Raw genomic sequence first — 10,103 nt, forward strand, 5'->3', positions numbered from 1 at the left:
GTAGAATTACCGGACAACGCTTATGAATTTATCTGGAGCCACCACCACATCATCATGGACGGCTGGTGCTTAAGTATCCTGATCAATGATTTTTCTGCGATTCTGAACTCCCTTCAGCAGGGATTATCCTTAAGCCTGGCTGAGCCTCAGAAATACGCTTCCTATATCCAATGGTTAGAAGGCGTAGATAAAGAAGAGGCGATGACCTATTGGAAGAATTATTTAGAAGGAATCACTACACCTACTTTGATTCCTTTCGAGAAACCGGATCAGGGCAAAGCTTCCCATTATCTTGCAGAAACCCTCGTGATTGAGAACCATACTTTTCAGGAAATCGATGCCTTCTGCCAGTATGTAGGGATCACCCTGAATACCTATGTACAGGGAGTTTGGGCTTATTTGTTAAGTTCATACAACAGATCGGAGGATGTAGTCTTCGGCTCCGTAGTCTCAGGAAGACCTGCTGACCTGGAGGGTGTTGAAAGTATGGTAGGTCTGTTTATCAATACGATTCCTGTACGGGTAAGCTTTGACAGGGATGAGACACCGAGAAGTCTGCTGAATAAGCTTCATCAGGACTCTATCCAAAGTACAGGCAATCACTTTAGCAGTCTGGCAGAAATCCAGTCTTTATCTTCACTGGGCAAAGAGCTGATTAACAATATAATCATTTTTGAAAATTATGTAAGGAAGGAAGATCAGGAAATGACAGGTCTTGTTTATGAAAATACACAAGGTTTTGAACATACCAACTATAACCTTACTATTGTTGTAATTCCTAATACAGATTCCTTACATATTGAGTTTAAGTATAACTCATCAGTTTATGATACTTCAGCTGTAGCCTCTCTGTTACTGCATTTCCATAATATCATGAACAGCTTTAGAACTTCTCCTGATAGGCAGGTCTCGGAAATAAGTTATTTGGGAGCAGAAGAAAGAAACCTAGTCCTGAAAGGCTTTAATACAACAGAGGTATTTTATCCTTCAGAAACCATACTGAACTTATTCGCGAAACAGGTAAATCATAGTCCGAACCATACTGCATTGATATCTGATGATGTAAGGCTTAATTATGCTGAACTCAATTCAGAAGCCAATCAGCTGGCCCATTATCTTCAGAAAAAATATGCGGTTATGGCGAATGATTTGATTGCCATTCAGCTTCCGCGTACGGAAAAGATGATCGTGTCCATTCTTGGGGTATTAAAATCAGGAGGAGCCTATGTCCCGATTGATAGAGCGCATCCTCCGGAGAGAACGGAGTATATCTTAAAGGATACTCAGGCTAAAGTTTTTATTGATGAGACATTCTGGTCAGAATTTATGACACACAGGGATCATTATTCAAGAGAAGATCCTGCTATGGATTTGGATCCTTCAAGCCTGGCCTATATAATTTATACTTCCGGTACTACAGGGAATCCTAAAGGAGTATGCATCAGCCATTCCAACCTGATGAACTATGTTTGCTGGAGCAATCAGTACTATTTTAATAATGAAGATCGTGGCAACTGGGGGCTGTTCACCTCAATTTCTTTTGACCTTTCGGTTACGGCATTATTTTGCTCTTTAACCAGAGGAGGCTCATTATGGCTGGGTGAAGAGGAAGAAGATATTTTATCGGTTCTTATGAAGGCCTTTGAAAATAAAGATATAGATATCTTAAAACTCACACCTTCTCACATTTCATTACTAAAGAATACAGAAATTCATCAGACAGGTATCCGTAAGATAATTTTAGGGGGAGAAAAGCTTTATCATGAGCATATTCAAATCATTCACTCCATTAATGAAGATATTGAGGTTTATGACGAATATGGTCCTACAGAGGCAACAGTAGGATGTATTGCCCAAAAAGTTGATCTCTCAGCACCATCTATCGGAAAGCCTATAGCCAATACCGGAATTTATATTTTGGACGGATACGGACATTTGGTGCCGGTAGGAGTAAGCGGCGAACTTCATATCACCGGATCAGGGTTAGCCCTGGGGTATTTAAACAACGAAGATCTTACGGCTGAAAAGTTTGCAGACAATCCTTTTGTTGAAGGGACAAAGATGTATCGCACAGGAGATTTGGCCAGATGGCTACCGGATGGAACCATCGAATATCTGGGAAGAATTGATGATCAGGTCAAGATCCGTGGGCACAGGATAGAGCTTGGTGAAATTGACGGTCAGGTTTTATCTTACCATAAAGCTATCAGAAATGCGGTAACTGACGTGAAAGAATATAATGGCGACAGGATTCTGGTAGTATATTATACGGCAGAGGAGGCCATAGATAAGCAAAGTTTATCAGGATATTTAAAAAATAAATTACCTCAGTATATGCTTCCGGGGTTCTATGTGGAACTGGAAAATATTCCATTGACCAGTAATGGAAAGATCGACAGAAAGAGTCTCCCTGAAGTAAGCTCAGAAGATCTCATCAGGAACGAATATGAAGCACCAAAGACGGAGATAGAACATGTATTAGTGGACAGCCTCTCTCAATTATTAAACTATGATGTTAAAGAAGTGAGTATCCATGACAACTTCTTTGATATGGGACTGAATTCTCTATCCCTGATAAGATTCGCCCAGTTACTCCGTCAAGGGGCCGGTTGGGAAATAGAGATCGCCAAGTTCTTTTCCCATCCTACCATAGCGGAGTTATCAAAATTCATACACAATAGGAATGCACCTGATACCGAGACGAATACTAATGAAGATGAAGACCTGTCGGACCACATAGACAGCTTTATTGACGACTTTAACTAATATTACTATGAAAAGAGAATCCTTAAAAAGAGACATCGCAATAATTGGTACTTCCTGTTTATTTCAGGATAGTGAACATTCGGGTATGTTTTGGGAAAACCTTGTTAGCGGAAATGAGCTGATTAAGTTTTATACAGATCAGGAGCTTTTGGAAGAAGGTGTAGAGGCTAAAACGATTGAAAACCCAAAATTTGTAAAAGTAAAAACGTTTATTGACGGTTCTGATTCTTTTGATTATTCCTTTTTTGGATACACAAAAGATGAAGCCAACAGCATGGACCCGCAAACCAGAATTTTGCATCAGTTGGTTTGGGAGGTGTTTGAAGATTCTTCCTATGACCCTTTCAAAATTCAGGAGAAAGTGGGGGTATATCTTACTGCCCATGATAATTTTAACTGGATTGCTCACACGATGGTCAATAAAAAAGAAACAATAGATCCTTTTTATTTATCACAAATCAATAATAAAAACTTTTGCAGTTCTCTGATTTCCTATAATCTCAATTTAAAAGGCCCGAGTCTTTTTATTGATACGGCATGTTCAAGCTCTCTCGTAGCAGTACATACGGCATGCAGAGCCTTGCTGCTAAGAGAATGCGCAATGGCGGTAGCAGGAGGTATAGGCCTTAAAACTTCAGAAGAAAAAGGATATTTCTACGAAGAAGGCATGATCTCCTCCAAAGATGGGCACTGCAGAGCATTTGATAATGAATCTTCAGGAACTGTAGGTACCGAAGGCGGAGGCGTTATCTTACTAAAACGTTTGGAAGATGCCATTAATGACAATGATCATATTTATGCCATCATAAGAGCGACCTCAGTGAATAACGATGGCAATAGAAAAGTGGGGTATACTGCTCCAAGTGTATCCGGCCAGTCCGAATGCATAAAACATGCTCATAATTTTGCCAAGATTTCCGGGAACGAATTTTCTTATATTGAAACGCACGGGACAGGTACAAAATTAGGAGACCCCATCGAAATTGAAGCCCTGAATAAAGCATTTAACTATGATAATTCTTTTGAATGTGCCATTGGTACGGTGAAATCTAATTTGGGGCATTTAGGTAATGCAGCAGGGATCGCAGGAATTATAAAAACGGCACTCGCCTTAAAAAATAGGGCTATTCCACCTTCACTGCATTATAAAAAAGCGAATTCAGAGGTAAGTTTTCACAAAGGTCCTTTCTTTGTCAATACAGAAACCAAACCGTGGGAATCCAAAAATAATCTTCCGCGTATTGCAGGGGTAAGCAGCCTCGGAATAGGAGGAACCAATGCACATGCTATTTTAGAAGATTATCAAGCAGAATCATCTGACACGGGAAAAAATAGGACAGGGAATCACATTGTAACCTATTCTGCAAAAAGCCCCGAAGCACTAGCCCGGTATTGTGCCAAACTAAAAACATTTGTACAGGAAAATAAGGAGACTTCGCTTTCAGATATATCCTACTCATTAAATACAGGTAGAGCCGGTTTTGAATACAGAAACTTCATCATTTTTAATGACAGAGAAGAATTGCTGAATGAGCTGGATCATCAAAAAGAACAGTACAAAAAAGCAGAATCTTCTCAGGAAATTGTCTTTGTTTTCCCGGGACAGGGCTCACAGTATTTCAAAATGGGTGAGGAACTGTACCATCAGGAAGAGGGAATCAGAAAATATATTGATGAAGGTTTTGGTATTTTAAATAAGAGATTTGATATCGATTTTGCTCAGATACTGGGATATAATGACAGTACCGCGGATCCTGAATTGATTAATGAAACCCAATACACCCAGCCTCTGTTATTCATCATGGAATATGCGCTGGCACAATGGCTTACTGAATTGGGAATAAAGCCGTCTCTGATGATTGGGCACAGTTTGGGAGAATATGTTGCCGCCTGTATGTCAGGGGTATTTACTTTTGAAGAAGGAGTATTGCTGATGGCAGAAAGAGCTTTTTTAATGAATAAAGCTCCTGTAGGAAAAATGATGGCGGTAAACTCATCCTATGAAAATATACAAAAAATCATACCTGATACTATTTCCGTCGCAGCAGTCAATTCAGATAAGATAACCGTATTATCCGGCAGAGAGAAAGATCTTGATGAATTCTTTACGCTGTTAAATGAAAAGAATGTAGGTTCAGCTTTTCTAAGCACATCCCATGCCTTCCATTCGTATCTGATGGATGATGTAGCCACGGAATTTGAGCATCTATTCGCCGGTATAAACTTATCAAAACCTCAGATTCCCTATATCTCAAATCTTACCGGAAAGCTGATCTCAGAAAGTGAAGCCATGTCTCCGACGTATTGGAAAGAGCAGATGCTTAATACGGTTCTTTTTGAAAAAGGGATTGAAAATATAATGAATGATGGAAAAGAGAAGGTATTCATTGAAATAGGAATTTCTACTTTAACCAATTCTATCAAACGGAATGCATCCTGTAAAAATAATACAGTCATTCAGCTGTTGGGAAAATCAAATGAGGATTCGGAGCAAAGATTTGTTAATCAGGCATTAGGAGAATTGTGGCAGACTGGAGTGGAAGTAGACTGGACAAAGTATTACGAAAATAAAAGCGGAAGAAAAATTCCAGTTCCCACGTATGCTTTTGAAAAAAATAAGTTGGATTTTCATGTCAATCCCTTTAAAAGATTTGTAACAGGTGATCAGCCTTCTTCTCCGGACTTATTTTATAAAAGAAAATGGAAACAAAGTGAACTTCGAAAAGAAAAGAAACTGGCAGAAGAGGCTTACCTTGTTTTTTCTGATGCCGGAATTCTTTCAGAGACTGTCATTGGAGAAATAACAGATAGAAAATATCACTTTGCTGAAGCCAAAAAAAGTGACTTTCTAAATGAGGATCACAGTGTTGATATCGAAAGCGTGAAAACATTTTTGAGTCAAATTGAAAAAGATCAGAATCATTATCATCAGATTATTTTCAACTGGGATATTCATCAGGATGACTTTAAATCAATGCTTTCTCTTTTCAGCTTGTTCAATGTCATCAGTAAGTTCCGTATTTTAAATGACGGAGCTGGCCATTCCAAAATAACGGTTTTGGGGAGATTCAATGATATGAACCCGCATGGTGCAAAGAATATGGCTTTACGGTCATCATTTAACCAGCTGTATGTATGTGCGCAGGAAAATGAAAATATGTACAGTTCACTTCTGGATATTTCGTCGGATGTATCTGGTCATGAGATAATGGACGAAATAGAGTACAACTTTTCCAATCCTGTTGTTGCCTATAAAGACGGACAAAGATATGTGCCGTTTTATGAAAAATTTTCCTTAGACAGCGGAAAACGCTATGATTTCGATTCTAAAGTCATTTTGATAATAGGTGGTGCCGGTACAATAGGTAAGGTGTTAACCCAATATTTCTGTAATCAGAATGCAAAGGTAATCATCATGGGAAGAAAAGAAGCCAAAGATCTTGATGAAGAAATTAAACGTCAATTGGGAAATAAAGTATCTTATTACCGTTCAGATATTTCTGATTTGGAAGCTTTGAATACTGCTGTTCATCATATTGAAGAAAAATATGGTAAAATAGACGGGGTATTGAACCTCGCCGGAAACGCATCACAGGAATCTTTAGCCCTTGTTGAGAACCTTGAAATAGAGGTACTGAAAGAACAGTTTTCTTCTAAGATAGAAGGCATCCGGAATTTGTATCAAACTTTTGTAAACAGAAACCCTGAATTTGTTTGGGTAACTTCCAGCCTGTCATCCATATTAGGCGGCCAGACTTTCGGAGCTTATGCTGTTTCCAATTCTTATATGGATTATTTTATTACCGGAAAATCAGATCTTAAAAACTGGAAATGTATTAATCTGGACGGATTCAGCGAAAATAGTATTAATGACAGCCAATTGATTACAATACTTGAAGCTACTTTGTTTTCGCAAGTAGATGGTAATCAAATCATCACTTCTGTCAGAAATCCGAATAATTACCTGCTGTATGATTATAAAATAACTTCCAGCAGAGCAGAAACAGTGCCTTCAACTCCTACGTATACCAAAGAATATATAGAACCGGTTTCGGATACTGAAATAGTGCTGTGTGAGATGTTTAACAGCTTCTTTGAGCCTAAAAAAGTAGGAGTGGCAGATAATTTTTTTGAATTGGGAGGAGATTCCCTGAAAGCTATGACGATTCTGAGGAATATTAATAAAAAATTTGATTTGAAGATGACCCCTCAGGACCTCTATGCTTCGCCCACCATCAAAGAACTTGCGCTCCATATAGACATGATCATGTATATTTCAAAAACTGAGGCTACCCCGGACAGCCATGCAGATCGCAAAACAATTATAATATAAGTTCAAATTTCCTATACAATTTTTTATATGTTACAATTATTAGAAGAATTAAAAATTAGAAATATTCATTTATCTGTAAAAAATGATAACCTTGTTATTGATACTAAAGATGATGTGGAAGAAGATCTTATCAATCAAATTAAGGTGTATAAACAGGAAATCATCTCTTACATTTTAAAGCATAGTTCCAACAGAATTATAAAAAATACTTCCGTCAGCAATGATCATCCTGTTTCAGATGCTCAAAAGAGACTGTGGCTGCAAAGCATTACGGAAGAGAGATCTAAAGCATACCATCTCCAGTATCCTGTAGAAGTACCGGCGGAATACAGTACAGAAATTCTAAGATCTTCCGTTGTACAGCTGGCAAATGATCATGAAATCTTCAGAACGGTATTCAGACTCAGTGAGGATGGAGAAGTGAGACAGGTTATTGTAGATCAGGATAAGAATACTTTTGATATAGATATCGTCAACCTTAAAGACGAAGAGAATCCCGAAAAACTGATCGAAGAAAAGATGGATCATCTAAATTCATTGGCTTTCGATCTGAGTAAAGGACCTTTGCTGAGAGCTATCATTTTTGAATTAAAAGATAAAACTGTATTGTACTTTATTTTCCATCATATTATTATGGATGGAGTATCATCTGTCCTGCTGAAGCAGAAAATTTTTGATTATTATAATGCCTTATCCAATTCAGAAAATATAGAGCCCCCAACATTACAGTACCTGGACTACACATACTGGAAGCAGTCTAATATCGATAACGGGAACTACAATAATTCCAGAAATTACTGGCTCAATCTTTTATCTAAAAATATCCCTGTCATAGATTTGCCGTCCTCTTTATCCAGACCTCATACAACGACATTCAACAGTTTTACTTTAAAGACGGATATTTCACAGGCACTCACCCAAAAGCTGGATGCTTTTTCTAAGCTTAATCAGGGAACACTGTATGTAGGCGTACTAAGTGTGATCAATATATTACTTCATAAATATACCTCGGAAAGAGATATTACACTGGGAACATTTACTTCGGGTAGAAATCATCCTGAGATTGATGAAATGCTTGGTCTTTTTGTTAATACCATAGCGTTAAACAATGTCATAAACCCTGAAGAAGATACATTTTCAGATGTATTCAGAAAGACTAAAGAATCCTTTACCCAGGCATTTTCCCATCAGGATTATCCATTCGAGATGGTCGTAGAAGATCTGCAATTAACACATCATAGCGGCAGAAATCCATTATTCGATATTACAGTGGTATTTCAGGATTATATCAGTGAGGGTCCTGATGATAGCTTAGTGTTTAGTGAGGAAATACAGGAATTCGGATCAAGACAAAGAGCATTTGATGTTAATTTTGAGGTGATCAATAGAGGTTCTTTTTTAACGCTGATTACAGCATTCAATACAGATATTTATGAAAAAGAGATGATCTCTTCATTCATCAACCATTTTAAAAATGTACTGAACGCTCTGGTTCATTCTCCTGATATGGCTTTATCCAACATAGATTATTTGGGCTCAGAAGAAAGATTAGTATTGGAGAGCTTTAATGATTCCAAGATAGCATATCCGGAAACGGAAACAATCGTAAGTTTATTTGAAAAACAGGTTGAGGCATCTTCGGATCGTACAGCATTGATTGATGAGGGTACTGAACTTACGTACAGAGGATTAAATGAGCAGTCCAACAGATTAGCCCACTATCTTAGAACGCGATATGATATACAGCCGGATGATTTGATTGGTATTCAGCTGCCACGGGGTGAGAACATGATCATCTCTATTCTTGGGATTTTAAAATCAGGGGCGGCATATGTGCCTGTATCTCCCGATTATCCTCAGGAAAGAATAGATTTTATTCTGAAAGATACTCAGGCTAAAGTTAATATCGATGAAACGTTCTTATCAGAATTTGAAGCATTAAGGCACAATTATTCCGAACAAAACCCTCACTCTGTCATAAAATCAGATGACTTAGCTTATGTAATTTATACATCGGGAACTACAGGGAATCCAAAAGGGGTTATGGTAGAACATACAGGTGTGGTGAATTTAATTTCAGATGTGTACCGCCGCTATGGATTGAATGACAGCGATGTGCTTCTTCAGTCAGCCAATTACGTATTTGATGCTTCTGTAGAGCAGATATTTCTTGCTCTTTTAAATGGAAACAGCCTTCTCTTAATAAAAGATAAAGTATTACTTGATGAAAAAGCATTTCTTCAAAAGCTTTCGGATCATCATGTTTCTTACGTACATCTTACTCCTTCATTAATACAGACTATAGATATCACCCAAGCAGGTACCGTTAGAATATTAAATTCCGGAGGTGAAAGCCTTCCGTTGAATTTGTATCATAAATTAAAAGAAGGAAATTTCCAGCTCATTAACTCATTTGGGCCTACGGAAACAACGGTTACTTCTATTGTGAATACGGGGAATAATACGAATAATATCGGCAAGCCCATCTCCAATACAGAGGTCTACATTTTAGATTCAAATAAACATTTAGTTCCTATCGGCGTAAGCGGCGAGCTTTATATCGCGGGTTCCGGTCTGACAAGAGGTTATTTAAACAGAGAAGACCTTACCTCGGAGAAGTTTGTATCCAATCCTTTTGTGGAAGGCACCAAAATGTACCGCACGGGAGATCTTGGAAGATGGCTTCCCGATGGTAATATCGAGTATTTGGGAAGAATCGACCACCAGGTGAAGATCCATGGGCACAGAATAGAACTTGGCGAGATCGACAGCCAGATACTTTCTTACAGTGAAAAAATCAAATCCGCTGTCACAGAAGTCAAAGAACACGAAGGCGACAAGAACCTTGTGGTGTATTATGTGGGAGATTCATCCGTTGACAAACAGGCATTAGCTCAGTATTTAGAGTCTAAGCTTCCGCAATATATGATCCCAAGCTTCTATGTAGAACTTGACAATATTCCTTTAACCAGCAATGGAAAAATAGACCGCCGCAGCTTACCCG

At 38.2% G+C, this 10,103-nt stretch carries 3 protein-coding genes; all 3 read left to right on the top strand.

Annotated features, from left to right (window positions below; translation table 11 throughout):
- A partial coding sequence (locus IW22_RS23290; RefSeq protein ID WP_034732097.1) for a non-ribosomal peptide synthetase occupies positions 1 to 2,766 on the top strand: 2,766 nt, incomplete at its 5' end.
- 7 nt (positions 2,767 to 2,773) lie between these two features.
- On the top strand, positions 2,774 to 7,099 hold the full coding sequence (locus IW22_RS23295; RefSeq protein WP_034732100.1) for a type I polyketide synthase: 4,326 nt from the start codon (positions 2,774 to 2,776) through the stop codon (positions 7,097 to 7,099).
- Positions 7,100 to 7,126: 27 nt separating this feature from the next.
- On the top strand, positions 7,127 to 10,103 hold a 2,977-nt coding region (locus IW22_RS23300; protein ID WP_034732102.1), incomplete at its 3' end, for an amino acid adenylation domain-containing protein.

This window comes from Chryseobacterium sp. JM1 (genome assembly GCF_000737715.1).
Lineage (GTDB): Bacteria > Bacteroidota > Bacteroidia > Flavobacteriales > Weeksellaceae > Chryseobacterium.

Coding starts and splice junctions, on each gene's coding strand:
- IW22_RS23295 (WP_034732100.1), top strand. CDS start 2,774: ATGAAAAGAGAATCCTTAAAAAGAGACATCGCAATAATTGGTACTTCC.